We start from the raw sequence: 26,044 nt of genomic DNA on the forward strand, positions 1-26,044 counted from the left end.
TTTCGGATGGTGAGGCGGATGACGCCATCGCGAGCAGGCTCACTCCTCCAGAGGGGTGAGGGTAGGCAGTGAGGGCGGCAGTGGTTGGAAGTGAATGTTACAGGGGAGGGTGCTATGAACAGGATCATCAACATCATCGGTATTTGCACGCTGGCCCTGGCCGGGGCGTTGCTGACGCTGAGTGAGATTGCGCTGGCGCAAACCGGGGCCGGTCAGACGCTGAACCGTGACGGCGTGGCGGTGGATTTCAATCTCAAGCCACTGGCCGCCGACGGCAAACTGCGTGAAGGCGAATTCGCCGATGTGCAGTTCCGCGTCACTGACAGCGCTTCCGGCCAGCCGTTGTCCGGTGTGGCGCCGGGTGCCTGGGTCGATCCACAAACCCTCGCCGCCGATCAAGCCCAGGGCCGTGACCAGAGCTGCAAGGCCCGGGTCGGGGTGTTTCTCAAATCCAACATCGGCGCGCGACCGTTGCTCGACCTCAACAGCTATTTCCTGCTGGTGATGAACCGCGACGCCAGCATCGCCGTGGTCGATCCGTCGGTGTCGGTCGGCGGTATCACCAGCACCCTGGCGCGCATTGAACTCAAGCAACCGCCGATGGACTGGGTCACGCCCAAAGACAACAAACGCGTATTCGTCTCGATGCCGACGGCCGGTGAAGTCGCCGTGATCGACAGCGAGCAATTCAAAGTCATCGACTCGATTGCCGCTGGCAGCCAACCGGTGCGCGTGGCGCTGCAACCGGACGAACGCCTGCTGTGGGTCGGCAACAACGCCAGCAAAGCCGAAGACTCCGGCGTCACGGTGATCGACAGCCAAAGCTTCAAGCCCCTCAAACATTTAAAGACCGGGCGCGGCCACCACGAAATCAGCTTCAGCAAGGACAGCCGCTTTGCCTTCGTCAGCAACCGCGACGACGGCACCGTCAGCGTGATCGACATCGCCAGCCTGAATATCGTCCAGCAGATCAAAACCGGCGCTCATCCGCTGTCAGTCGCCTATTCACCACTGTCCGGCGCGGTTTATGTGGCCGACGGTAAGGACGGCACCGTGACAGTGATCGATGCCAGCACTCACGCCATCCGCCGAGTGATCCAGTTGCAACAAGGCCTCGGCCCGATGGGCTTCAGCGCCGACGGCCGCTTCGGCGTAGTGCTCAACACCGTGGAAAACCGCGCCAGCATCATTGATGCCGCGACCAACAGCGCCATCCATGATCTGGATGTTTCCGCCGATCCCTACCAAGTGGTGTTCACCCAGGCCTACGCCTACATCCGCGGACTCGCTTCACCGAAAGTCACCATGATCAACCTGTCCTCCCTCGGCGAAGGCCGCCAGCCAATCAGTCAGGGCTTCGAAGCCGGCCCGCAACCACCGCGTATGGCCGGGGATTTGCCGCTGGCCTCAAGCCTGGCGGTGTCGCGTGACGACAACGCGGTGTTCGTGGTCAACCCGGTCGACAACACCACCTACTTCTACGCCGAAGGCATGAACGCGCCGATGTCCGGTTACCCCAACCGTGGCCAGATCGCCCGTGCCGCCATGGTCATCGACCGCAGCTTGCGCGAGGTTTCGCCGGGGCTGTACAGCGCGCGGGTGAAACTGCCGGCAGCGGGGCGCTTCGATGTGGCGTTCCTGCTCAACCAGCCGAACATCATTCATTGCTTTACCGCGCAGATTGATCCTGACGGCAAACCGCTAAAACACCTCGGTCAGCCGAAAGTCGAGTTCCTCCTCGACAAGACTGCCGTCGCGCTCAACGACCCCTACGTCGTGCGCTTTCGCATCGTGCAGGGCAAAGACAAAACCCAGCGCAGCGGCGTCAAAGACGTGCAACTGCGCTACTACCTCGCGCCCACCTCGCATCCGCGTGAAGTGGCGGCGCTGGAAGTCGCCGACGGCGTGTACGAAGCGCCAATCACCCTCGACCGCAGCGGCGCCTGGTACCTGCATGTGCGTGCGGCATCGCTGGGCGCTGGTTTCGATGACAAGACCTTTGCCAGTGTTCGGGTAGCCCCCGGCCTGGCCCGTTGAAGAGGAGTTTCGACATGAACCGATTTGCATCCAGTGGCCTGCTGACCCTGTGCCTGTTGAGCCTCGGCCTCCAGCAAGTCCAGGCCCATTCGGCAGACGAACACGCCGGGCACAAGGCCCCGGCCAGCAATAGCCAGGAACATGCTCAGGTGAAATTCGCCAACGTGCCGCTGCTCGACCAGAACGGCAAAACCGTGCGCCTTGAACAAGACCTGGTGCAGGGCAAAATCGTCGTCATGAGCTTCATCTACACCAGTTGCACCACGGTGTGCCCGGTGGTCTCGTCGATCATGGGCAAGGTGCAAAAACAGCTCGGCGCACGGGTCGGTAACGAAGTGCAACTGGTGTCGATCAGCGTCGATCCGCAGCGCGACGACCCGAAACGCCTGCAGGATTATGCGCGCACCTTCCAGTGCGGGCCGGGCTGGAGCTGGCTGACCGGCTCGCCACAATCGATCAATGAAACCCTCAAGGGCCTCGGCAGTTTCAGTGGCGACCTCAAGAACCATCAGCCGCTGATCCTCGTCGGCGACGGCGATAGCCGGCACTGGATGCGCTATTACGGCTTCACCGACCCGGCACTGCTGGCCAAGGAAGTCGAGAAACTCAGCGGCCTGCGCACCCACGCCAAACACACCGCCATCGCCATGGAGCAACAACCATGAGACTGCTCGACTGGATCTCCCTGACCGTGTGTTTCTGGATTCTCGGTAACGTCGCGTTCGCTCACGAAGGCCATGTCTCTGAACCGCCAGCCGCTGTGGCTGCCGCGCCGGCCAAAGGCACCCACGACGCGAAAACCTGGTTCACTGACACGCCGTTGCAGGATCAGAACGGCGAAACCCTGCGCTTCTACAGCGACGCGCTGCACAACCGCGTGGTACTGCTCAACGTGATCTTCACCAGCTGCAACGATGCCTGCCCGCTGATCACCCGCAAGCTCAAGGAAGTCCGCGAGCTGCTGGGCGACAAGGCGCAGGACATCACCTTCATTTCCCTTACCAGTGACCCGCTGCGCGACACGCCGGCGGTGCTCAAGGCTTACACCTTGAAGCAGGGTTCCGATGACCCTCATTGGCTTTTTCTTACCGGTGACAAAGCGCAGATGGACCTGGTACTGAGCCGCATCGGCCAGATCGTGCCGACGCCCGAGCAACACTCCACGCAGTTGATCGTCGGCGATGTCGCCAATAAACGCTGGAGCAAAATCCGCCCCGATGCCCCGGCCGCCGCCATTGCCCAGCGCTTGCAGTTGCTGACAATGCCCGTGGCCGGCCGCTGAGTCCGCGCCATGAAATCCGGCCGCGCTCTCGCCCTGATCCTGCTCGCTGGCGTCAGCCTTGGCGCGAGTGCTGTGCCGTTGACTGCGCAGGAGGCGGCGGGCAAGCGCCTGTACCGCCAAGGCTTGTCGGCCAGCGGTGAAGCGATCATGGCGCGGGTGGGCGCGGCGGATGTGTTGTTGCCAGCGACCAGCCTGCCGTGCGCCAACTGCCACGGCGCCGATGGCCTCGGTCGACCTGAGGGCGGCGTGCGTCCACCCGAGTTGAACTGGGCGCGGCTGACCAGCACGTATGGCCAGCAGCAGGTCAACGGCCGCAGCTATCCGGCCTACAGCGAAAGCTCGCTGGCCATTGCCATTGAGCAGGGCCGCGACCCCGGCCACAATCGCCTCGACCCGAGCATGCCGCGCTTTCTGCTGTCGATGAAGGATCAGCGCAACCTCACCGCTTACCTCAAACGCCTGGCCGATGAGCGCGATCCCGGCCTCGACGCCGAGACCTTGCACCTGGGCACGTTGCTGCCCAGCCAGGGGCCGCTGGCCGAGGAGGGCGCGACGGTGGCGGCGGTTCTCAACGGCAGCGTCGCGCGGATCAATCAGGCCGGCGGCATACATGGCCGGCAACTGCGCCTGACGGTGATCGACCCCGGCCCGGATCGCGCCAGTGCCGAGCACGCCTTGCAGCAATTGATCGAGCAGGAACAAGTGTTCGCCTTGATCGCACCGCTGGCGCCGGCCCTCGACAGCGAACTCGGGCCGCGTCTGGAACAGGCCGGCGTGCCGCTGATCGGGCCGATGTCGATCCTCGGCACCCTGCAGGCCAGTCCGCAGATATTCGAGCCATTGCCAGGCTTGCGTGAGCAGTTGATCGCACTGGCCGATTACGCCACGGCCAGCCTGCGTGTGCTGCAAGGGCCAACGCTGATTGCCTATCCGGAAGATCCGGCACAGGTACAAACGGCGCAAATCCTGGATCAGTACTTGCGAAGCCACGGCTGGCAGAACGTCCATCTGCAAACCTGGGATTCCTCGGCGGATGCGTTGCCACTGGGCTCGCGCTCGGTTTTTTATCTGGGCAGTGGCGGCGGTTTCAGTCGTCTGGCGACGCGCTTGCAAGGCGCCGGGCAGGTGCCGTACCTGTTTGCCGCGTCGAGTCAGGTGGCCGGCGATCTGTTGCAAGTGCCGAGCGGGTTCACCCGGCGGGTGTTTCTCGCCTATCCATTCGTGCCCAGCGACTGGACTCAGGCCGGGCGCATGGCCCTGACGTTATTGCGCGAAGGTCAAGGCCTCGGTGCCCAGCACGCGGTGCTGCAAGTCGGCGCCTATGCCTCGATGCTGCTGCTCAGCGAAGGCATGAAGCAGGCCGGTCGCGACGCCAGTCGGGAAAAACTGGTGGCGGCGCTGGAGGGCCTGCACGACTTCGACACCGGCCTGACTCCGCGTCTGAGTTTCGGCCCCGGGCGGCGCCTGGGTTTGAGCGGCGCGCATGTGGTCACACTGGATCTGCCGGATCAGCGCTTCTATCTGGTCGCGCCCTATAAACCGATTATTGTCAGCCCCTGAACGGAGGCCCCGACCATGAAGCTCACAACGCTGTTGTTGCTGCTGACCTGCTGGCTCCCGGTGGCGTGGGCCAATAACGAGCCCGCCGTGGCGCGGGTCAATGGCGAGGAAATCTCTGGATTTCGCTTCGAACGGTTTTTCGCTGAATACCTGGAAGATCAGGGCCGCGCCGTGGCGAACATTCGTAATCCCAAGGCCTACAAACAGCTGCGTCAGGCGGCGCTGCAAACGCTGATCGACAAAGAGCTGCTGTGGCAGGAAGCGCAAAAGCGCGGCGTGCAGATTGGCGATCAAGTGGTGCGCCAACAAATCGAGCAAACCCGCAGCGCCATCGGTGGCCCGGACAAATTCCTCCGGCGCTTGCAGGACGCCGGTTTCGACGAAGCCTCCTTCACCGAATACACCCGCCGCGAACTGGCCGCCCAGCAGATGTTCGCCGAGTTGATCCGGGCCAACACCTTGCAACCCCGGCACCTGTTGATCCGCGTGCCCGCACAAGCGGATGCGGCCACAGTGACGGCAGCGCGTCTACGCTTGATGCAGATGCGCGCCTCGATTGTCAGCGGTGCGACGTTTGCCAGCCACCCGGTACGTTCACCGTTCGGCTGGCATGTGATTTATTTGCCGAACCACCTGGAGGAAACCGATGTCCCAGATTTGCAGGGGCTGGACACAGTCAGGGCAGAGCTCGCCCGACAGCAACAGACCCAGGCTCGTCGCCAGGTGCTCGCGCAATTACGGGCGCAGAACAGGATCGAACGAATTGACGACGATTGAAGGTTCCCCCCAATAGTGGGGAATGGCTTCTTTGCCCATTCAGGTGCTTCCCCGTTTCTGGGGAACGGGGTACCGGGACGAGCGGGCATTGTCATGAAATTCAAGGACATGAAGACTTAAATTTACCGGCGCTCAGCCTGGCATGAAGTGTGCGTTACCCCTGGTAAGGCGCACTCTCAAGGCAGGGTCATCGGACCTGCGGTTTCAAGGAGTCGACCTTGGTTAACAAAGTACTGGTTGTCGAAGACGAACAGCTGCTTGCACAGAACCTTCAGGATTATCTGAAGGCGCAGGGGCTGGACGTCCGGATTGCACATGACGGAGCGACGGCGATCGGCATTGCCGAAACCTTTGCCCCCGACGTGCTGGTGTTCGATTACCGCTTGCCCGATATGGAAGGCTTTGAGGTGCTCGACGCGGTCCGCCAGAACAGGACGTGCCATTTTGTGCTGATAACGGGTCACCCGACCGCTGAAGTCTGTGAGCGGGCGCGGCAACTGGGGGTCAGCCACATCCTGTTCAAACCGTTTCCATTGGCGGAACTGGCGCGGGCGGTCTGCGACCTTCTGGGCATCAAGCGTGAAGCGAAACCCGGTGCCAACCCATCCGAAGGGTTTGTCGAACGACGCCAGAGCAGGACCGAGAGCTTCCCGTTGCAGTTGTACGATGGTAGTTGGGTGTTGGCGGATCGCCGAAAACAGGCGTACGCCATGGCACCGGACGACGATCAAATGCTCACCGGGGAGTAATGGCGCGATCAGACGTTCCGGCACTTGCCGCCAAGGTTTGCCGCGCCGACAGGGCTCTGAGCCCCGGTTGGAGAGCAAGCCATGGAACGTCTGTCCGTTGTCGTCGAACCGCTGCCGGCCGCAAGTGCCCCCGAGCGCTTTTCCAGTGAGCAGCTTGCCCAGGCCCGGGCGCGGGCCGCCACCTCCGGCGAACGCGTGCTTGAAGCCCTCGGCGTGCTCTGTGAACTGGCGCCGATGCCGTTCATTCATACCCTCGGCGCCACCCTGCATTACCCGGTGCTCGACACCGACAGCCTGTTTCAAGCGACGCCGGTATTCGACCGCGTCACCCTCGCACAATGCCTCAAACGTGAATTCATCCTGCTGCGCCACAACGACGAAGTCATCGGTGTATTTGCCGACCCTTTCGACCCGGCGCGCCTGGCCTGGATCGACGATTGCCTGCACGGCGCGCCGCTGCATCTGGTCCACGCCGATGACCTCAAGGCCTATCTGGCCCGCCACGAAGAAAGCTTCCACGCCGTCGAATCGCTGAACGCCCAGGGCGACACCCACAGCGAAACCGACACCCTGCAAAGCCTGTCGCTGACCAGCATCAGCGAAGACGCCAGCAGCGTGGTGAAACTGGTCAACTCGACCCTCTACGACGCGCTGAAAATGCACGCCAGCGATATCCACCTCGGCACCACCGGCCAAGGTCTGGTGATCAAGTACCGCATTGACGGTGTGCTCAACAACATCAGCAAAGTCCAGGGCAACGAGTTCGCCGAGCAGGTGATTTCGCGGGTCAAGGTCATGGCCGAACTGGACATCGGCGAGAAGCGCGTGCCGCAGGACGGTCGCTTCAAAATCGGCATCAGCGGTCGCCAGATCGACTTCCGCGTATCGATCATGCCGAGCATCTTTGGCGAAGACGCGGTGCTGCGTGTCCTCGACAAACAGGATCTGGCCGACAAGGTCTGCGGCGTGCAATTGCAGGCGCTGGGCTTTGAAGACGAAACCCTGCGCCAGTTGCGCCGCCTCGCCGCCGAACCCTACGGCATGGTGCTGGTGACCGGCCCGACCGGCAGCGGCAAGACCACCACGCTGTACGCGATGATCACCGAGATCAACCATGGCGTGGACAAGATCATCACCATCGAAGACCCGGTCGAGTATCAATTGCCGGGGGTCCTGCAAATCCCGGTCAACGAGAAAAAAGGCCTGACCTTCGCCCGCGGCCTGCGCTCGATCCTGCGCCACGACCCGGACAAGATCATGGTCGGCGAAATCCGTGACCCGGACACCGCGCAGATCGCCGTGCAATCGGCACTTACCGGTCACCTGGTATTTACCACCATCCACGCCAACAACGTCTTCGACGTCATCGGCCGCTTCACGCAAATGGAAATCGACCCCTACAGCCTGGTCTCGGCGCTCAACGCGATTCTCGCCCAGCGCTTGATTCGGCTGGTGTGCGCCAGTTGCAGCGCGCCGGTCAATCCGAGCGATGAAGAACTGCGCGCCTCGGGCCTCGATCCGCAGAAAGTCGATCACTACCACTTCGTCCACGGCAAAGGCTGCGGCCACTGCCGGGGCAGCGGTTATCGCGGGCGCACGGCGATTGCCGAGCTGCTGCATCTCGATGATGAACTGCGCCAGATGATCGTCGAGCGCCAACCGATTACCCAGATCAAAGCCCTGGCCTGCGCCCGTGGTTTGCGCCTGCTGCGCGAATCGGCACTGGAGTTGGTGGAACAAGGCCGCACCACGCTGGAGGAGATCAATCGTGTCACTTTTATCGCGTGAGCGTTTTGTCGCCGTGCTCGGCGCCAGCGGTGTTGGCCTTGGTCAGCGGCGCGGCAGCGACACCCTGTGGCTGGGCAGCGTCGGCTACATCGACGAAGGCTTCCAGAGCTACGCGGTGGCGCTGGATACCCTCGACCGCCTGCTCGGTGAACACGCCCGTGCCAGTGCCGAGTTGAGCGTGGTCATCTCCGGGCACTTCAGCCGCTTCTGCCTGGTGCCATGGAGCGCGCAGATCAGCAGCCCTGAAGAACAGCGCGGCTTTGCTCAGCTGTGTTTTGAAGACCTGTTTGGCGTGCCGACCCAACCGTGGAGTCTGGTGCTGTCTGCTGAGCCGGCCGGTTACGACCGCATCGCCAGCGCCTTGCCGCAAGACTTGCTCGAACGCCTGCGCACGCTGGTCAGCGGTCGCGGTTTGCGCCTGCGTTCGGTGCAGCCGTACCTGATGGCGGCGTTCAACCGCTTCGACAAAAGCCTCGATGCCGGCGACTTCCTGTTCGTCGTCGCCGAGCCGCAACGCAGCGTGTTGTTGCTGGCGAGGGAAGGGCGCTGGGCCGGCGTGCGTTCCGTCGGCGGCAGTGATAGCGATGTGGCGCTGAGCGCGTTGATCGGTCGCGAACGGCAACTGCAAGCCTCGACCAGCGAACGCGCCTTCAACGTGTATCTGCATGCGCCGGCGCGCCTCGATGCGCAGCCGGACGTGGCGGGTGTGCAACTGCGCACCCTTGAAGACGACTCGATGACCGTGCGTGACGGCTTGTACGTCATGTCCCGGGCGGTGGCCTGACATGCGCGCGCTCAATCTCGACTTCCAGCCACGACCACGTTCCGGCCCATTGGGTTGGAGTCTGCTCGGCGGCGGTGTGCTGCTGGCGCTGCTGTGCTTCGGTGTGCAACAGCACCTCGACGCGCACACCGAACAACAACAGGGCCACCTGCAAACCACCCAGCGCCAGCTCACCGGAGACAGCGGAGCCAAGAGCGCATTGAGCCCGGCGGAAACCCGCGAGCAGGCGCAGAACCTCGCCGAGATGCGCAAGGTTTCGCAGCAACTGCGCCGCCCGTGGGAACGCCTGTTCGCCATGCTCGAAGCGATGCCGCGCGATGACGTCGCGCTGCTGACCCTGACCCCGGATGCGCGCAAAGGCCAAGTGCGCATCAGCGCCGAAGCGCGGGATCTGCAAGCGATGCTCGACTTCCACAAGCGTCTGGAAGCCAGCGACGAGCTGTCGGACGTCTCGCTGCTCAGCCATGAAATCGTCGTCAAATCGCCGGAACAACCGGTGCAATTCAACCTGTCGGCGACCTGGGAGATTGGCGATGCGAATCCCTAGACTGATCGTCCACGAATACCTGCAAGGCCTCGGCATTCCGGGCCTCGCCGGGCTGGCGCTGCTGCTGGTTGCGGTGGCCTGGGCGCTCGGTGGTTTGCTGCCGGGCTGGCAATCGTTGCAGCACTTGAGCCAGCAGACTCAGGAGGCCACCGAATACCTGGCCAAGGTTGAAGACGGCAGCATCGCGCCGCCGGTGGTCCCACAACGGCAGCTCGACGACTTCCGCAACAAACTCCCGGCGCAGCCGCAAGCCACCGTCGCCATCGACCGCATCTACGCACTCGCAGCGCAAGAACACATCACCCTGGCGCGCGGTGAATACGCCCTCGGCGTCGACCCGAAAACCCATCTGGCGCGCTATCAGATCCTGTTGCCGGTACGCGGCACCTACCCGCAACTGCGCCGCTTCCTCCATGCCTTGCTCGGCCAGTTGCCGGCGGTGGTGGTGGAAGACCTAGAGTTGCAACGCAAGAAGATTGGCGACACCGACCTCAATGGCCGGATCCGTATGACCCTTTACCTGTCGAGGTCGTGATGAATACCAAGCGCGTGACAGGGTGGCTGGCGTTCTTCGGCGTGGCGGCGGCGCTGGCATGGTTGCCGGAGTATTTCTCGCCAAGTGATGACGCCGATTCCAACGGAGTGGCGGTGGCCGCCCCGGCCAAAACCGCCAGCCGTGGCGCGCTGCCGGCGAGCAACGCCAAGGCCAAGGACTTACCGATCAAGGACCTGAGCCCGGCCGGCGACCTGTTCGCCGCGAAATCCTGGAAGGCCGCGCCGACCCTGGCCACGGTCACCGAACAAGCGATCAACCCGGCCACAGTGGTGCAAGCCCCGAGCCTGCCACCGGTGCCGTTTCAGTTCGTCGGCCGGCTGCATGACCGCAGCGACCTGCAAGTGTTTTTGCAGAACGGCGAAAAGATCTACGTCGTGCGCAACGGGGATGTGATCGACGACACCTGGAAGATCACCGGCATTTCCGATCTGGAATTGAGCCTGGTTTACCTGCCTTTGCATTTGTCGCAGACCTTGTCTGTGGGGAGTACGCAATGAACCGTTCCCGTTTGCTGATGAGCCTGGGCCTGTGCGCCGGGCTGGCCGCGTGCAGCTCTGCGCAGGTGGCCAACAAGGAAGCCGCCGACCTGATTGAACAGGGTCAGTACGAGGCGGGACTGGCCCGGATCGAGGAAGGTCTGCGTGAGAATCCTCGCGACACCGAACTGCACCTGCTGCTCAACAGCGGCCGCGCCAAAGCGATCACGTCGTTACTGACGGCCGGCGACACTGACCGTTCGCGGCGCGACTTTGCTTCGGCGCGCACCGCTTACATGCGCGTGCTGACCATCGAGCCGAACAACCGCCGCGCCCAGGATGCCCTGAAACAGCTGGAATACCTGCGCACCATGGACGAGAAACTCGAACTGGCCCGTGGCGACCTGCGTCGCGGCGACATCTACGGCGCGGATCGCCAGGTCAAACAGATCCTCGAACTCGACCCGGCCAACGCAGGCGCGCTGGAGCTGCAAGGCAACATTCGTCTGGTGCAGAGCCGCAACGTGATCGCTTATCCGCAACTGCGCACCAAGCTCGATCGTCCGGTGACCCTGGAATTTCGTGACGCCAACCTGAAGACCATTTTTGAAGTGCTGTCGCAAGTCGCCGGACTGAATTTCATCTTCGACAAAGACCTGCGCCCGGACATGAAAGCGACGATTTTCGTGCGTGACGTGCGCATCGAAGACGCCGTGACCCTGCTGCTGCAACAGAACCAGTTGCACCAGAAAGTGGTGAACGAAAACACTTTGCTGATCTACCCGGACTCGCCACAGAAAGTGAAGGATTACCAGGAACTGGTGATGCGCACGTTCTATCTGACCAGCATCGACGCCAACACCGCGCTGAACATGGTCAAAACCATGCTCAAGACCCGCGATGTGTTCGTCGACGAGCGCCTCAACACCCTGACCATGCGCGACACCGAAGACGCGATCCGCATGGCGGAAAAGCTCCTGCAATCGCAAGACCAGTCCAACCCGGAAGTGGTGCTCGAAGTCGAGGTGATGGAAGTCGCCACTCAGCGCATTCTCGACCTCGGTCTGCAATGGCCGAGCACCTTCGGTGTGGTCAACTCCGATGGTTCGCCGGTCACGCTGCTCGGGCAACTCAAGGGCATCAACTCTGATCGCATCTCCATTGGCCCGTCGCCGCAAGCCAAGATCAACGCGCAGGACAACGACATCAACACCCTCGCCAGCCCGGTGATTCGCGTCAGCAACCGTGAGCAGGCGCGCATTCACATTGGTCAGCGCGTGCCGATCATCAGCGCGACCTCGGTGCCGTCGACACAGGGGCCGGTGATCACCGAAAGCGTGACCTATCTGGATGTCGGTCTGAAGCTGGAAGTGACGCCCACTGTGCACCTGAACAACGAAGTGGCGATCAAGATTGCCCTGGAGGTGAGTAACGCCACGCCGCTGGAGCCGACCCGCCAGGGCACGATCCCGGTGCAGGTCGACACCCGTAATGCGCAAACCTCGCTGCGTCTGCACGACGGTGAAACGCAGATCCTCGCCGGGCTGGTGCGCAACGATCATGGCGCCACCGGCAACAAGATTCCCGGCCTGGGGGACATTCCCGGACTCGGCCGCTTGTTCGGCAGCAACAAAGACACCATCGGCAAATCGGAACTGGTGCTGTCGATCACTCCACGGATCGTGCGCAACCTGCCATACCAGAGCCCGTCAGACATGGAGTTCTCCACCGGCACCGAAACCAGCATGCACATCCAGGCCCCGGATCGCTCGCAGAGTTACGTGATGCCATCGCCTGCCGCGCAGCCGCGTGCAGTCGGTGAATCGGCCGTGGCCACCACCCGCGTCACTGTCGAGAAGCCTTGATCATGAACGCCTCCCAACGCGGTTTCACCCTGATCGAAGTCGTGGTGACGCTGGCCCTGATCGGCCTGCTGGCGAGCATGGCCGCGCCCCTGACCGAAACCCTGGTGCGGCGTGGCAAGGAGCAGGAATTGCGCAACGCGCTGTATCAGATTCGCGATGCCATCGACGCCTATAAACGCGCGTTCGATGCCGGCTACATCGAGAAGTCGCTGAACAGCAGCGGCTACCCGCCGAACCTGAAAGTGCTGGTCGAAGGCGTGCGCGATGTGCGCAGCGCGAAGGGCGCCAAGTTCTACTTTTTACGCCGCATCCCGCGCGATCCGCTGGTGCCGGCCAAACGTGACGATGAAGGGGGTTGGGGCGTACGCGCCTACAACAGTTCGGCTCAGAACCCGCGCGATGGCGAGGACGTGTTCGACGTCTACTCCCACGCCCGGGGCAAGGGCCTCAACGGCATCGCCTACCGCGAGTGGTGAACTCATGCGCCGGGAAAAAGGTTTTACCTTGCTGGAGCTGATGGTGGTGATGGCGATCATCGCCACGCTGATGACCATCGCGCTGCCGCGCTACTTCAACAGCCTTGAAGCGTCGAAGGAAACCACGCTGCGCCAAAGCCTGTCGGCGATGCGTGAGGCGCTGGATCACTTTTACGGCGACACCGGCCGCTACCCCGATTCCATTGAACAACTGATCGAACAACGTTACTTGCGCAGCGCACCACTGGACCCGATCACCGAACGCAAAGACCAGTGGGTGCTGATCGCGCCACCGGACGGCGTCGCCGGTGGCGTGGCCGACATCAAAAGCGGTGCTACCGGGAGGGCGCGTGATGGCAGCCAGTATGCCGAGTGGTAACCGCGCGCAGCAGGGTGGCTTCACCTACTTGGGCGTGCTGTTCCTGATAGTGGTGATGGGCATGGGCCTGGCCAGTGCTGGCGAGTTGTGGTCGACCGCCTCGCGCCGTGACCGGGAGCGCCAGTTGCTCTGGGTCGGTACTCAATACGCACAGGCGTTGCGCAGCTACTACCGCAGTTCGCCGGGGCTGGCGCAGTACCCGAAAGAACTGGTGGACCTGCTCGACGATCAGCGTTTTCCCGAGGCCAAACATCACTTGCGTCAGCTCTATCTGGACCCGATCGGTCAGGGTGAATGGGCGCTGCAACGCGGTTTCGACGGACGCATCACTGGCCTCAACAGCCCGTCGATCGAGCTGCCATTGAAGCAGGCGGACTTCCCGACGCAGTGGTCGGATTTCGAAGGCATGCAGCGTTATTCGGACTGGCAGTTTGTTGCCGAAAAGGCCTTTCTTGAAGGCACCAATGGCCCGGCGAAAGGCCAGTCGAGTCTGCCGCAGGCGTTGCAGCCATGACTCGCCAATGGTGGTGCGCGCTGGTCCTCGCCGTTGCGGCGTGCTGCGCCAATGCCGGTGAAGAAGACGAAATGATGGGCTTCATCGTCGACGACACGATCTCGCACATCGGCCACGACTTTTACTACTCGTTCAGTGAACGCCTGCGTGACACCAGCCCGATGGATTTCAACCTGGTAGTGCGTGAGCGTCCCGACGCGCGCTGGGGCAGCCTGGTGACCGTGGAATATCAGCAACGCCTGGTGTATCGGCGCTTCCTGCCGCCGAACACCGTGGAACTGAAGGACGAGGCCTATGCGGCCGCCGACTGGGTTCGACGCCAGGTAGTCCAGCGCAAGCTGGAGGCTCTGTTGCAGGACACCACCGACCTTGAGAAGGACGAACTATGAACAGCACAACGTTCTCACGGCGCAGCGGATTGTGGATCTCGGGGTTGTTGATCGGGCTCGCCAGCGCTGCCGCTGTCCAGGCCACTGAACTGGTCTACACGCCGGTCAACCCGTCGTTTGGCGGCAATCCGCTCAACGGCACTTGGTTGCTCAACAACGCTCAGGCGCAAAACGATCACGACGATCCGGACCTGAAAAGCCGTTCGAGCGTGGCCGGCACCTCGGCGCTGGAGCGCTTCACCAGTCAATTGCAATCGCGGCTGCTAGGGCAGTTGCTGGACAACATCTCCACTGGCAACACGGGGAGCCTGTCCACCGACTCTTTTATCGTCAACGTCATCGACGACTCCGGGGCACTGAGTATTGAAGTGACCGATCGAGCGACCGGTGAGGTTTCGGAAATTCAGGTGAACGGCCTCAACCCATGACGGGCTGACGGTTCCGGGGAGTGATGGACATGAAAAAATTAATCGCGCTAGGGCTGATGTTGGCGACATTACAAGGGTGCAGTCTGCGTGAGCCGATGCCGGCCGAGCAGGACACCGAAACCCCGACCCTGACTCCAAGGGCCTCGACTTATTACGACTTGCTGAAGATGCCGCGCCCCAAGGGGCGGCTGATGGCGGTGGTGTACGGCTTCCGTGATCAGACCGGGCAGTACAAGCCGACGCCAGCGAGTTCGTTTTCCACCAGCGTGACCCAGGGCGCGGCGTCGATGTTGATGGACGCTATGCAGGCCAGTGGCTGGTTTGTGGTGTTGGAGCGGGAAGGTCTGCAGAACCTGTTGACCGAGCGCAAGATCATTCGCGCGTCGCAGAAGAAGCCGAATACGCCGGTGAATATTCAGGGTGAGCTGCCACCGTTGCAGGCGGCGAACATGATGCTTGAGGGCGGGATCATCGCTTATGACACGAATGTGCGTAGCGGTGGGGAAGGGGCGCGGTATCTCGGGATCGATTTGCAGCGTGAGTATCGGGTGGATCAGGTGACGGTGAATTTGCGTGCGGTGGATGTGCGTAGCGGGCAGGTGTTGGCGAATGTGATGACCAGTAAGACGATTTATTCGGTGGCGCGCAGTGCCGGGATTTTCAAGTTTATCGAGTTCAAGAAGTTGCTTGAGGCTGAGGTTGGGTATACGACGAATGAGCCGGCGCAGTTGTGTGTGTTGTCGGCGATTGAGGCGGCGGTGGGGCATATGGTGGCGCAGGGGATTGAGCGGCGGTTGTGGCAGGTCGCGGGGGACGCTTCTACGCCTGGGCAGGATGATGTTTTGAATCGGTATTTGAGCCAGAACAAGGTTGATCCGGATGCCGAGTGAACGTGGCGGCCTTCGGGCCGACCAGGTTTTGCCGATGTACTCGGTTCCCACCTGTAGGAGCTAGCCCTGCTGGCGATAGCTATCTCTCAAACGCTGATGCTTTTGCGGATGCACCAGAAATTTGTGGGAGCTGGCTTGCCAGCGATGGCGGCCTTATAGCCGACCAATCTCTGGCAGATGTACTCAGTTCCAACTGTGGGAGCGAGCCTGCTCGCGAAGGCTTTTTGTCAGGCGGTGGGGTTCTTTCTGGCTGAGTACATATCCATTTCTGCGGCAACGGCTACCTAGGGTTCCGCCCTTACGGCGGGTCACTTTTTCCAGACGCCGAAAAAGTAACCAAAAAGGCTTGCTCCTACGTGCGGCCCGCTCGCTGAGGCTCGGGGTTCCTTCGCTCCGGGATCGATCCGGGCGCAGCGCCTACGGTTTGCTTCGCTGCACCTCCTCTCGCTGTGTTTGGCTGCGCCAAACGGTCGCTGCGCTCCCACGCCCGTATCAATCCCTCCGCTCAGCCTTCCGACGTCGCCCGTGGATCAAGATCAAGAGCTGCAGCCGAGCTAACGCTCATCCTGTTGAGTGGTGAGGAGCACAGCGTGCTCGGCTTTTGATCTTCGTAGGAGCTGGCTTGCTCGCGAAGGCGGCCTTACAGCCGACCAATCTCTTGCTGACAGAACGCGATTCAATTGTAGGAGTGAGCCTGCTCGCGATAGCTATCTCTCAGACTCAGTTGCCATTGCGGATGTACCCAAATCCTTGTGGGAGCTGGCTTGCCAGCGATGGCGATCTACGAGCCGACCAATTCCCGCCGGTTGCACACATTCACTGTAGGAGCTGCCGAAGGCTGCGATCTTTTGACTCTGATTTTTTAAGATGAATATCAAGATCAAGATCAAAGATCGCAGCCTGCGGCAGCTCCTACACATGCGTATTTCAATTCGGAATGTTTAAAGGTTGTTTCGATTTTGCAGAACCTTCCCACAATGTTTTCAGGTTGTCCGTCGGACGTCCGGTCTCTAGCCTGTGTTCGTCGCTGCCAATTCAGCGACCGGGCGTGGAAACCCGAGTAACTACAGAGCGCACTAGCGCCATTCATAACGTATCCTTGCGCACCTTCACTGTGTGCACTTTGTTATGGCGGCTGTGCGTGGGAGACCTTGTGTCTGCCGGGTTGCCTCTGTCCCGGGTTTCCAACCTGCGTACAGCTGCCACCTATTCGCTTGGAAACCGAATGGGGGGCCAGCTATAACCGTCATACAGGGTAAATAATCATGAAAAAACCAACACCCAACCCCCAGAACCAGACACCAACACCACATCCCCCTACGCCTCCGTCGACAGCAAAAAACTCCACGAAGCCGCCGACCGCGCCCTCGATTTCTACCTCAACCCCACCGCCCACATCATGTCCAGCGCCAACGAGCCGGAACCCATGTACCTCGCCAACCCCAGGTACAACACCGAATCCCTGCTCGCGAACGTCAGCGAAACCCTCGGCTCGGCCAGCGAAATGCTCATCAACTTCGCCGCTTCGCTGGAAAACTCACAGCGCAAAACCGCACTGGGCATCGCTCAAGTCGTCATGCTGGGCGAACTCGCCGTCAATCAAGCGCTGGATCACGTCGAGTTGAAGGATGGCTGATTGATCGTTCCCACGCTCTGCGTGGGAATGCAGCCCTTGACGCTCTGCGTCAAATTCGCGAGTTGGAACGCGGAGCGTCCCGAGAGGCATTCCCACGCAGAGCGTGGGAACGATCAAAAGCGTAATGCCGATTTTGGCTACTCTACTGCTTCCTGACGGCTAACTATTTTTTGAGGAGCGTATGGACCTTTCACCACCACTCGAAATCGACAGCGCAGCCTATGCAGAATTCTCAGTTCTGTGGGAAATGGGTTCTTTTGATAACCAGCGATTGGGACAAGCCTTCTACAACCATTTTCGCCTCCATCGGTTAAACGATCAGGTTTTGTTACAGGGACTTTACGAGGCTGACGGCAAGAAGGCTCGAGCTGCAATAAATCGCATATTTCATCTCAATTAACTGAGTACTGAGATACAAAAAAAAACCGTGCCTCCACGGGAAGCACGGTTTCTTGTGTTGAGACGAGGAAGCGATCTTAACCGGGGTCGCGTCGAGGGTACTCCTGACGCGCATGCAAGATGCTCACAATCTCAATGTGGTCCGCCACTTGATAAACGACGAGATAGTTCGGGCTTACGACAATCTCTCGAGTGCCGGGAGAGCGGCCTTTGCGATACAGGTGTGGATGCCAACAAAGCGCAGATGTAGTTTTTACGACGGACTTGTGAAGTGCAGTCGCCGCTACAAAATTTCGCTCGCCAATGTACTTAAGGATTTTCGAGAGTTCGACCCTGGCCTTGGGTCGCCACTTAATCTGCATCAGCGCTTTTGCGCATTGATTCCATCAAGGCATTTATTTCCTCCATCACCTGCTCATGGGGAATACTCGGACGCGGATCATCGAGAGAGGCCTGTACTTCGGCCCGAAACCAACGGTCATAACTTGCAGCCTGCTCCTCGGGATCAAGATCCGAAACAACCGGGCACAGTGGGTCGATCAAAGACGGGTCGATCATGGAACCTCCGGGTTTGGTGCCTCGAAGTCTATTCGTTAACGGTATCGATGTCGTCGCTGTCTGGATGAATTGCATGTAGGCCAAGCTCCATGAGGATCAAGTTGTCCCGGCAAATCCTAGAGCCTGCACTTCCGACGGCCAACCGCCAGAACTTGTCAGAAAACTCCCCGAATTTCTGAAAACGTTCCGTTTTCCGTAGGACGCAACTCAAGCGTCAGCGCAAAAAAAACCGCGACCCTCAGCAGGTCGCGGTTTTCCAACACCCAACCCCTACTGCTGCAAAACCGTCGCCTGGTTAGCCGACCCGAACTGCTGAATATTCGCCGTCTGCGTAACCCCACTCTGATCCACATTGGCAATGTTCCCCGTCCCGCCCTGGGTCACATACGCCACGTTCATCGTATCAGCCTGTTTCACAGTGATCTGGTTGTCACTGCCATACAACTGCGCGGTATACGCCTGGTTACCCGATCCCGATTGATCAAACTCAGCACTGTTTCCGGTGCCATTCGAAGAACCCTGCACCAGGTTGCCGGTCCCACGCTGATCCGAGATCAAAATGTTGTCGCTGCCATTCTGATCAAAATAAAGCTCGTTATACGACTCGGCCTGACTGACCGTGGTCTTGTTGCCGGTCCCGGTCTGGTGCGTGGTCATCACATGCCCAACCCCATCCTGAGTGAAGCTGGCGATGTTGCCATTCCCCGCCTGGGTGACGGTCGCACGTTGGTTGCTGCCGAACTGTCCGCCCGATTGCGGACCTTTCCAGTTGCTGGCGTAGACCTTGTTGTCGTTGCCCACGGAGGTGGCGCTGAGCACGTGGCCCTCGCCGTTCTGGTAGGTGAAGTGCACGTTGCCGTTGCCGACTTGATAGAGCGCCAGTGTCGAATTGACCGATTCGAACTGGTCGGCGTAGATCGCGTTGCTGTTGCCGACCTGCGTCACGGCAGCGCTATTGTTTTCGCCGAAGCTTTGGTCGACCACGGATTCGTTGCTGTCGCCGTATTGGTTGATGGTGGCTTGGCTGGCCAGTTGCGAGTCTTGCCAGATTTCGGTGCCGTTGAGGTTGCCGAACTGGTTGATGGTGATGTTGCCGCCGGTGCCGTTGCGCTGGTCGCCGTAGGCGTAGTTGCTTTCGCCGGCCTGGTTGATGCCGATCTGGCCGCCGTTGTGGGTGACCTGTTCGGCGGTGCCGTAGTTGGCGGTGCCGTACTGGGTGATCACTGAGCTGTTGCCGACGCCTTCATAGAGTTGTTCGATGTTGGCTTCGTTGCTGTCGCCGTACTGGAAGGTTTTGCCTTCGCTGCCGTTTTGCGAGTCCTGATAGACGAACGAGAAGTTGCCAGTGCCTTGCTGCTGTTGCAGCGCATTGTTGGGTGAGCCGAAGCCCAGTGACTGGCTGGCGTGGGCGGTGTTGAAGGCGCCGACCTGTTGCTGGGTGATGGTGGCGTTGTCTTCGTAAAGTTGTTCGGCGTAACCGGCGTTGTAGTCGCCGACCGCGTCCTGGGTGATCACGCTGCTGGCGTGGTCTTGCACGGCGGCGGCGTCGTTGCCCTGGCCCAGTTGGGTCTGGGTGGCGGTGCTGAACGGTGCCTGCGTCTGTTTCACGTCCGCGATGTTGGCGGTACCGGCCTGGCTTTGGTTGGACAGGCTGTCGTCGGCCATGGCCTGGGCACTGATCATGACCAGGAGGGCGGCGGTGAGGGGCGTCAGTTTGAACATGATTGAACTCTCCGATGATTTGCAGTGCTTAGCGGTATTGCTTGACCGAAACGCTCATGCCGTTGCCCGACTGGGTCACGGCGCTTTGCAGCCCCGCGCCGGCCTGCTCGATGCTGGCGTCGTTGTTGTTGCCGTTTTGCGAAATCTGCGCGCGGTTGTGGCTGCCGTTCTGAGTGATCGAGGCGGCGTTGCCGGAACCGTTCTGGTTGATCAGCGCCATCAAGTCGCTGCCCTGTTGCAGGATGTACGCTTCCTGATTGCTGCCAGACTGCACGATCTGCCCGAGCAGCGACTGACCGTTCTGTTGCAGCAGGGCGACGTTGGCCTGGCCGAGCTGGTCGATCAGGGCTTGCTGACCCACGGGTGGGGGCAGTTCGCCGAGGTCGCTGCTGGTCGGGGCCAGGTCGTCGTTGTCCATCAGGTCGTCGGCACGCACGCCTGCACTGCTGCACAGCAGGAGCAGGCAAAGCAGGGCGGCGGTCGGCGTGTTCATGGCGAAAATCCCGGGTCATGAAAACTGGCCCACCGGCCCGGTCGCGATGACCGGGTGGTGGGGGCGGAGGGTTACTGCACGGTGACCGGGACGGTGCGCACGGTGCCAGGCGTCGTGCGGATCGTTGCGGTCGGGTTGGCCGACGGCACCACGGTGGTGTTGGTGACGGTCAGTCTCCAGCGACCGGTCAGTGGCACGGTCGTGGTGCCGAGGGTCACCAGGCCGGTCGGTGTGGTGACTTGCACGGTGACGGTGTTGCCGAGGATCACCGACGAGGTCCCCGAGAAGTCCCAGGTGAAGCGATTACCGGCCCGTGCGGTCACGGTGGCGGCGGTGACGGCGAAGGTTTCCGCTGGCGCTCTTGGCGACACCTGCACGGTGACCGTGGCCGGTGTCGACAGGGCGCCGAAGCTGTCCCGGGCGACGTAGGTAAAGGTCGTGGTGAAGGCGGTCAGGATGACGGCTGGTGGGGTGTAAGTGACCACGGTACCGTCGGTGGTGACGCTGCCGCGACCGAGCGCCGGCTGGGTGACACTGGCCACGGCCAGCGGCACGTTGCCTTCCGGATCGGTGTCGTTGGCCAGCACACTGATTGGCACGGTCAGGCCTGCCGTTGCGATGCTGTCGGCGACGGCGGTGGGCGCCTGGTTCGGGGCGACGGTGATGGTCACGGTGGCCGGATTGGCCGAGGCCAGCCCTTTGGCGTCCTGCGCTTTGTAGGTGAAGGTCGTGGTCAGTGGCGCGTTGACCACGGCGGGTGGGGTGTAGACCACGGCTGTGGTGCCACTGAGCACGACGGTGCCTTGGCCGGCTGCCGGTTGGGTCAATGCGGTGATGCTCAGCGGCGTGTTGCCGTCGGGATCGCTGTCGTTGGCCAGCAGGTTGACGGTCACCGGCACGCCGAAGCTGGTGCTGCCGGTGTCGGCGTTGGCGATTGGCGCCTGGTTGGCGCCGGTGTCCGGTGCGGTGCCGACGACGACAACGGGCTCGGTGTCACTGCCGCCGGCGGCGGATTTCACCGTCACGGTGGCCGGTGGCTGAGTCAGGTCGGCGACGGTGATGCGCTGCAGGGTGCCGGTCTTCGACAGGCGTCCGTAGCCTTGGGCAACCATGTCCGGAACTGCCACTTCATCGGTCGATGTCGCTTCGATCAGCAAGCTGTGGTTGGCCCAGCTGTAACGCGCGGTCTGCACTTTCACCACGTCGGTGAGCTTGGCCGACACAGCGGTCGGACGCGTGGTCCCGGCCGGGTTGGTCGCAGTCACCACCACCACGGGCGGCACGGCACCGCTGCCCAGGCGTTGGCCGAAGAACAGCCCGGTGTTGTCACCGGTCAGGCTGGTCTGGCACGGCGTTGGCGGTGGACCGGGGAGCAGCGCCACGGTTTCACGGAAACACAGGGTCGAGCTGCTGTCAGCCTTGGCGAACACTTCGGCACGCACCCCGGCCGAGGTGCGGCGATAGGTGGCGCGGTCGATGTCGACGTGGGTTTGCTGACGGCTGTCGAGCACCTTTCCGGCGACGGTGAACAGGTTGGTCTGAATCGTACCGGCGCCGGACGGCCCGACGATGCGTACGAAGTTGGTGTCGAACGGGCTGCCGGTCACCGCTTCGGTGAGGTTCGGGTCGCCGACGAAGGTTTCGACGCCGCCGGTATCGGGGTTCACTTCGGTGTACGGGCCGTTGATGCTGCGCAGGAACGGCCCGATGGCGCCGTTGAGGGTGCCGCTGAAGTCGCCCGGCGCACCGATGCCGATGTCCTTGGTGATATTGATCGCCCGGCGCCCGGGGGTGGTGACGTTAACCGTCTCCACACCATACGGGTGAGTGATGGTGTAGGTGCCGGCCACGGGGACGTTTACCCGGATACGGATCCGCGCGAAGCTTTGTTGATCGCCGTCAGCCGGGTTTTCCGAGGCAAACGCCGCTTCGATCCCGGCGACATAAGCGTCCATGCCAAAGCCGGCGCCGTTGTTGGGGATAGTGGTTTCGGCGAGAAACCAGAAGGCTTCCGGCGGCCAGTTGTCCGGGAACACCATCGGCAGGCTGTCGTCGTAGATGCCCGGTTCCGGCAGCAGGGTGCACATGTAGGCCGGTGGGGTGCTGGCCGCTACCCGCGAACTGGCGGCACGCGACTGACAGAGTTCCATCGACAGTTGATTGCTGTCCTGATACCACATCGGGAATTTCCCGGTGGCGAAGGTGTAGGGCCCGGGGTCGACGGCGGCGAGTTGCGCATAGGCACTGCCGGTCAGCGAGAGAGCGAGCCCGAGCCCGAGCGCGTTGAGCGCAAAGCGTGGCCACTTGTTCATGATGCCTCCTGATGCGGATCTGGGCATGTGAGCGTTCATTGCACGATGACCACTTCTTCGGTATCGCTGCCGCCGTTGGACGACGTCACGCGGACCTTGGCTGGCGGTATCGGCGAGATCCCGGTGGCCAGGGTTTTCACCGCGCCGTCGCCGCTCAGCGCACCAATCGCGGCGCCGCTGATGGAGGTTGCGGTGAGTACCGGTGGCGATGTTTCGTCACTGGTCGAGGCCACCAACGTCAGTTGCCCGGAGCTGAGGCTGTACTCGGCGCGCTGGATCACTACCAGGTCGGTCAGGGTCATGGGCAGGGTGGTCGGCGTGCTGCTGGCGATGGCCAGGTGGTTGTCGGCGGTCACTTGCAGGACGCTCGGCAAGGTCGGGTTGGCCGACGATTGCGCGTACCAGGCGCCGGTGGAGTTGGCTTCGGTCATGTTCAGCACCGGGGTGAGGCTGGTCACGGCGACGGTGCCGGGGGCTGGTGGTGCGAGAACGAAAACGTCCTGCTGAGCGACCGGGGCACTGGTCCCCGCTTTGCGTGAGTAGGTGCTGCGCTGGGTGATCATCGGCGTGGGTCGAACCACGGTCGACAATTTGCCGGAGACGGCGAATGCGGTGGTGCGCAGGTCCAGTCCGTTCGGACCTTCGATGCGTACGAAGTTGGTATTGAACGGGCTACCGGTCACCGCTTCGGACAGGTTCGGGTCGCCGACGAATTGTTCGGCGGCGCCGGTGACCGGGTTGGTCTCGGTGTACGGGCCGTTGACGCTGCGCAGAAACGGGCCGATGTCACCCTTGAGCGCGCCGTCATAGGTTTTCGGCGTGCCGATGCCGATGTCGCGGGTCATGTTGATCGCGCGACGGCCGGGGGTGTCGATGTTGAACACGTCAACACCATACGGGTGGGTGATCACGTAGGTGCCGGCAGTGGGCACATCGACGCGAATGCGGATCCGCGCGAAGCTGACTTGATCACCTTCCACCGGTTCTTCGGCGGCGAACGCGGCTTCGACGGCGCTGACGTAGGTCAGGTCGATCCCGCGTGCGGCGTCGACAAGGGTGGTTTCGCCGGTGAACCAAAACGCTTCATCGGGAAAGTTGCTCGGGAAGACGATTGGCTGGGTGTCGTCGAACACGCCGGGGGTCGGCAGCAGGGAGCACATGTACGAAGGTGCGCCCGGTGTGCTTGGCACTCGCGAGCTGAGCGCTTTGGACAGGCACAGATCCAGAGTGCGACCGTGGGTGTCCTGATACCAGCTGGCGAAACCGCCGTTGGCCGCCGCATAAGGACCGGGGTCAACAGCAAACAAAGCGGCCTGAGCAATGCCCTGGGCCAAGGCGCTCACGACCAGGACGGTCGCGGTTTTGGACAGTAAAGGGTGCATGAGTTAATCCCTCTATCAAAGTACCTGCCCCTTGGGGATGGGTCAGTTGCACAGGGCCTGTACACCTTCCATGCCAAGGTGCGGTGGACGGGCGGGAGAGGGCCGGTTTAGAGGGTTTGGCGGGCGGTTTGGCGAAGTTTGTGGCCTGCGGGGAAAGGGCGTCATTCCCCAGAATCGGGGACGATGGGGATGAACACTGAATATCTGTCGGATGAAGAAACTGTGGGAGCTGGCTTGCCAGCGATGACGGTGGATCAGTCGACATCCTCGGCACAGACAAACCGCCATCGCTGGCAAGCCAGCTCCCACAGGGTTTTTGGTGTTTGTGGGATCAGCGCATCGGGTCGATATCCCCGCATCCGGGCAAACCCCCACCCGTGGGCTATAACCCTATAGGGACGTATCGGGAAGTCGCCGCCATGAATATGCAGTCGAAATCGCTTCCGGTTGAGGAGGGCACGCTACGGTTGGGTTCGCGCAAGCAACCGTTCAACCTGCTGCGCTGGTTTTCGCTGATCAGCATGGCGGTGATCGGCACCGTGGCCATCGCACTCGGGATGGTTTCAACGCGTTTCGTGATCGATGAAAGTGTGCAGCGCGATGCCTTGCTCACCGCGCAATTCATCCAGGCCATCGCGTCCGCCGAAGTGCGCCACGTGTCGATTCCCAATATCCGCACCATGGGCGAACTGCTCGATCCGCGTCAGGACAAGGACTTCCCCGATGTCGATCCGCAGGCCCGGGCAGGGGCGCGGGGGGAATTTCTCGATCACATCGAACACTTGCCGGACGTGATCCTCGCCAATATCTACGCGCCGGACCGGCTGGTGATCTGGTCAACCAATCCGGCGCTCGTCGGTACCAGCATTCATGCCGACGAAGACCTCGATCGCGCGTTCAATGAAAAGATTCCGGTGTCGGCCAGCTACCACGACGTTGACAAGGCCCGGGAGGAACAGAAGTTCATCATCCCGCCGGATTACATCTTCATCGAGAACTACATTCCGCTGTTCGACGCCGAGGGCAAGAACGTCACGGCGATGGTCGAGATCTACAAGGAACCCAAAGACCTGATCGCGCGCATAGAGCGCGGTTTGACCTTGATCTGGCTGGCCACCGCGCTCGGCGGCGGACTGATTTATCTGGGCCTGTACTGGATCGTGCGGCGCGCAGCGATTCTGCTCGCCGCCCAGCAAAAACAACTGATCGCCAATGAAACCTTTGTGGCCCTCGGCGAGATGTCCTCAGCGGTCGCGCACAGCTTGCGCAATCCGCTGGCGACCATCCGTTCCAGTGCCGAACTGGCGCTGGAGTTCGATGCCGGCCCGGCCGAAAAGAACATCAAAGACATCATCGGTCAGGTTGACCGCATGTCGAAATGGGTGCGCGAACTGCTGCAGTCGTTGCGTCCGCTCAACGATGACCCGGAACCGGTGAACCTGGTGGCCGCGTTGCACGAAAGCCTCGTCGCCTTCGAACAGCAGATCGCCAGGGCCGGCGTGACAGTGGTGTTTCATCCGCAGCACACACCGATGGTGCTCAGTCAGCCGGTGCAGTTGACGCAGATCCTCAACAGCCTGCTGGCCAATGCGCTGGAGGCGATGGACAAGGGCGGCACGTTGACCGTCAGCCTTGAACCGAGCGGCGATCGTGGTGTATGCGTGGTGCTCAGCGACACCGGCAAAGGCATGAACGAGGAACAACGGACCATGGCGTTCCGGCCGTTTTTCACCACCAAATCGGGGGGCTTGGGCGTCGGCCTGGTGCTGGTCAAACGCATCATGGAGCGCTTCGGCGGCGGCGTGACCCTCGACAGCCGCGAAGGCGAGGGCACCACCGTGCGCCTGGCCTTCCAACGCGTCCCCTGATTTACACCTTCCCCCTGTGCATGATCGTTCCCACGCTCTGCGTGGGAATGTCTCAAGGGACGCTCCGCGTTCCAATGGGACGCAGAGCGTCCCGGGCTGCATTCCCACGCAGAGCATGGGAACGAGCAAGACAAAAGGGGTTTACGACTGCTGCGCAGTCGAGCGGGAGCAAGCTCC

At 61.7% G+C, this 26,044-nt stretch carries 26 protein-coding genes and 1 pseudogene; 21 read left to right on the forward strand and 6 right to left on the reverse strand.

The genetic code is table 11. The features are described from left to right. Positions 1-114: 114 nt before the first annotated feature. From KI231_RS10650 to KI231_RS29960, 20 genes and pseudogenes are all read left to right on the forward strand, one after another. Positions 115-2,037: a YncE family protein gene (locus KI231_RS10650; protein WP_213028186.1), complete on the forward strand. Its 1,923-nt coding sequence runs from the start codon at positions 115-117 to the stop codon at positions 2,035-2,037. Between the two features lie 14 nt (positions 2,038-2,051). After that, positions 2,052-2,702 carry an SCO family protein gene (locus KI231_RS10655; RefSeq protein WP_213028187.1) on the forward strand — a complete coding sequence of 217 codons (651 nt, stop codon included), beginning with the start codon at positions 2,052-2,054 and terminating at the stop codon, positions 2,700-2,702. Beyond that, positions 2,699-3,319, forward strand: a complete 621-nt coding sequence (locus KI231_RS10660; RefSeq protein WP_103305787.1) for an SCO family protein — start codon at positions 2,699-2,701, stop codon at positions 3,317-3,319. The genes KI231_RS10655 and KI231_RS10660 overlap by 4 nt, the downstream gene beginning before the upstream one ends. A gap of 9 nt (positions 3,320-3,328) precedes the next feature. Then, on the forward strand, positions 3,329-4,879 hold the full coding sequence (locus tag KI231_RS10665) for an ABC transporter substrate-binding protein (RefSeq protein ID WP_213028188.1): 1,551 nt from the start codon (positions 3,329-3,331) through the stop codon (positions 4,877-4,879). 15 nt (positions 4,880-4,894) lie between these two features. Continuing rightward, on the forward strand, positions 4,895-5,656 hold the full coding sequence (locus KI231_RS10670) for a peptidylprolyl isomerase (protein ID WP_213028189.1): 762 nt from the start codon (positions 4,895-4,897) through the stop codon (positions 5,654-5,656). Between the two features lie 218 nt (positions 5,657-5,874). Continuing rightward, positions 5,875-6,405 (forward strand): response regulator, encoded by a 531-nt coding sequence (locus KI231_RS10675; protein ID WP_103305790.1) that lies wholly within the window; start codon positions 5,875-5,877, stop codon positions 6,403-6,405. 81 nt (positions 6,406-6,486) lie between these two features. Next, positions 6,487-8,193 carry a GspE/PulE family protein gene (locus tag KI231_RS10680; protein ID WP_213028190.1) on the forward strand — a complete coding sequence of 569 codons (1,707 nt, stop codon included), beginning with the start codon at positions 6,487-6,489 and terminating at the stop codon, positions 8,191-8,193. After that, a complete protein-coding gene (locus KI231_RS10685) occupies positions 8,174-8,977 on the forward strand; it encodes a hypothetical protein (RefSeq protein WP_213028191.1) in 804 nt (267 codons plus the stop codon). Before KI231_RS10680 ends, KI231_RS10685 begins: the two co-directional genes overlap by 20 nt. Position 8,978: 1 nt before the next feature. Next, positions 8,979-9,524: a PilN domain-containing protein gene (locus KI231_RS10690; protein WP_213028192.1), complete on the forward strand. Its 546-nt coding sequence runs from the start codon at positions 8,979-8,981 to the stop codon at positions 9,522-9,524. Next, entirely contained in the window at positions 9,511-10,059 is a 549-nt protein-coding gene (locus KI231_RS10695) for a GspMb/PilO family protein (protein ID WP_213028193.1), read from the forward strand. The genes KI231_RS10690 and KI231_RS10695 overlap by 14 nt, the downstream gene beginning before the upstream one ends. Beyond that, the gene (locus tag KI231_RS10700; RefSeq protein ID WP_213028194.1) at positions 10,059-10,577 is read left to right on the forward strand and encodes a hypothetical protein; all 519 of its coding nucleotides are present in this window, start codon (positions 10,059-10,061) and stop codon (positions 10,575-10,577) included. Before KI231_RS10695 ends, KI231_RS10700 begins: the two co-directional genes overlap by 1 nt. After that, on the forward strand, positions 10,574-12,421 hold the full coding sequence (locus KI231_RS10705; protein WP_213028195.1) for a secretin GspD/PilQ domain-containing protein: 1,848 nt from the start codon (positions 10,574-10,576) through the stop codon (positions 12,419-12,421). Before KI231_RS10700 ends, KI231_RS10705 begins: the two co-directional genes overlap by 4 nt. 2 nt (positions 12,422-12,423) lie before the next feature. Then, positions 12,424-12,897 carry a type II secretion system protein gene (locus tag KI231_RS10710; RefSeq protein ID WP_194934686.1) on the forward strand — a complete coding sequence of 158 codons (474 nt, stop codon included), beginning with the start codon at positions 12,424-12,426 and terminating at the stop codon, positions 12,895-12,897. 4 nt (positions 12,898-12,901) lie between these two features. After that, positions 12,902-13,276 (forward strand): type II secretion system protein, encoded by a 375-nt coding sequence (locus KI231_RS10715; protein ID WP_064588154.1) that lies wholly within the window; start codon positions 12,902-12,904, stop codon positions 13,274-13,276. Beyond that, on the forward strand, positions 13,251-13,790 hold the full coding sequence (locus KI231_RS10720) for a type II secretion system GspH family protein (RefSeq protein WP_213028196.1): 540 nt from the start codon (positions 13,251-13,253) through the stop codon (positions 13,788-13,790). Before KI231_RS10715 ends, KI231_RS10720 begins: the two co-directional genes overlap by 26 nt. Next, on the forward strand, positions 13,787-14,179 hold the full coding sequence (gene csgE / locus KI231_RS10725) for a curli production assembly/transport protein CsgE (RefSeq protein WP_213028197.1): 393 nt from the start codon (positions 13,787-13,789) through the stop codon (positions 14,177-14,179). Before KI231_RS10720 ends, csgE begins: the two co-directional genes overlap by 4 nt. Beyond that, positions 14,176-14,607: a curli assembly protein CsgF gene (locus KI231_RS10730; protein WP_064120104.1), complete on the forward strand. Its 432-nt coding sequence runs from the start codon at positions 14,176-14,178 to the stop codon at positions 14,605-14,607. Before csgE ends, KI231_RS10730 begins: the two co-directional genes overlap by 4 nt. Before the next feature lie 29 nt (positions 14,608-14,636). Then, positions 14,637-15,497 (forward strand): CsgG/HfaB family protein, encoded by an 861-nt coding sequence (locus KI231_RS10735; protein ID WP_083368634.1) that lies wholly within the window; start codon positions 14,637-14,639, stop codon positions 15,495-15,497. A 1,265-nt stretch (positions 15,498-16,762) separates the two neighbouring features. Next, positions 16,763-17,133, forward strand: a pseudogene (locus KI231_RS10740) (DUF6124 family protein). A gap of 181 nt (positions 17,134-17,314) precedes the next feature. Next, a complete protein-coding gene (locus tag KI231_RS29960; RefSeq protein ID WP_034152590.1) occupies positions 17,315-17,533 on the forward strand; it encodes a hypothetical protein in 219 nt (72 codons plus the stop codon). Between the two features lie 76 nt (positions 17,534-17,609). Here the strand turns inward: KI231_RS29960 and KI231_RS10745 are convergent, their stop codons facing one another. The 6 genes from KI231_RS10745 to KI231_RS10770 form a co-directional block, all read right to left on the reverse strand. Beyond that, a complete protein-coding gene (locus KI231_RS10745) occupies positions 17,610-17,894 on the reverse strand; it encodes a type II toxin-antitoxin system RelE/ParE family toxin (RefSeq protein ID WP_082341417.1) in 285 nt (94 codons plus the stop codon). Next, the gene (gene relB, locus KI231_RS10750; protein ID WP_034152589.1) at positions 17,884-18,090 is read right to left on the reverse strand and encodes a type II toxin-antitoxin system RelB family antitoxin; all 207 of its coding nucleotides are present in this window, start codon (positions 18,088-18,090) and stop codon (positions 17,884-17,886) included. The genes KI231_RS10745 and relB overlap by 11 nt, the downstream gene beginning before the upstream one ends. 270 nt (positions 18,091-18,360) lie before the next feature. Then, positions 18,361-19,812 (reverse strand): curlin, encoded by a 1,452-nt coding sequence (locus KI231_RS10755; protein WP_213028198.1) that lies wholly within the window; start codon positions 19,810-19,812, stop codon positions 18,361-18,363. A gap of 28 nt (positions 19,813-19,840) precedes the next feature. Continuing rightward, the gene (locus tag KI231_RS10760) at positions 19,841-20,305 is read right to left on the reverse strand and encodes a curlin (protein ID WP_053119098.1); all 465 of its coding nucleotides are present in this window, start codon (positions 20,303-20,305) and stop codon (positions 19,841-19,843) included. 71 nt (positions 20,306-20,376) lie between these two features. Further along, on the reverse strand, positions 20,377-22,617 hold the full coding sequence (locus tag KI231_RS10765; RefSeq protein WP_213028199.1) for an Ig-like domain-containing protein: 2,241 nt from the start codon (positions 22,615-22,617) through the stop codon (positions 20,377-20,379). 35 nt (positions 22,618-22,652) lie between these two features. Next, on the reverse strand, positions 22,653-23,999 hold the full coding sequence (locus KI231_RS10770) for a hypothetical protein (protein ID WP_213028200.1): 1,347 nt from the start codon (positions 23,997-23,999) through the stop codon (positions 22,653-22,655). Positions 24,000-24,418: 419 nt separating this feature from the next. Between KI231_RS10770 and KI231_RS10775 the strand changes: the two genes are divergently transcribed. Beyond that, positions 24,419-25,867 carry a sensor histidine kinase gene (locus KI231_RS10775; RefSeq protein ID WP_103305809.1) on the forward strand — a complete coding sequence of 483 codons (1,449 nt, stop codon included), beginning with the start codon at positions 24,419-24,421 and terminating at the stop codon, positions 25,865-25,867. Positions 25,868-26,044: the final 177 nt, after the last annotated feature.

Source organism: Pseudomonas sp. Seg1, assembly GCF_018326005.1.
Classification (GTDB): Bacteria; Pseudomonadota; Gammaproteobacteria; order Pseudomonadales; family Pseudomonadaceae; genus Aquipseudomonas.